Source organism: Streptococcus sp. HMSC074B11 (assembly GCF_001808705.1).
In the GTDB taxonomy this organism is placed as follows: domain Bacteria; phylum Bacillota; class Bacilli; order Lactobacillales; family Streptococcaceae; genus Streptococcus.
The window spans coordinates 47358-47617 of the sequence record NZ_KV794318.1 but is presented as its reverse complement, the minus strand read 5'-3'; the positions used below and the strand labels follow the sequence as shown (position 1 = coordinate 47617).

General features: G+C 43.8%; 1 protein-coding gene. It reads left to right on the top strand.

Annotated features, from left to right (window positions below; all coding sequences use genetic code 11):
- The coding region (locus HMPREF2619_RS11445; protein WP_186821515.1) for a G5 domain-containing protein at positions 1-260 on the top strand (260 nt) is incomplete at both ends.

Below are 260 nucleotides of genomic sequence, written 5' to 3'. Positions count from 1 at the left end.
CGAAATCATTGCAGTAGGCACTAAGGTAGAGTCCACCTCAATCCCAAGTGAAGGTATTCCAAACTTGGTCGAGGTGAAACCAGAACTTGAAGTTACGACAGAAGCTGTTGCTTATGATACTATTCATCAGGAAGACCCAGACTTGCTTAAGGGTCAAATTCGCCTTATCCAATCAGGCGTAACAGGCGAACGCACTATCTTAACCGAGGTCACCAAGCTTGATGGTAAGAAAACTCGTAAAGTAGTTTCCAATGAAGTCA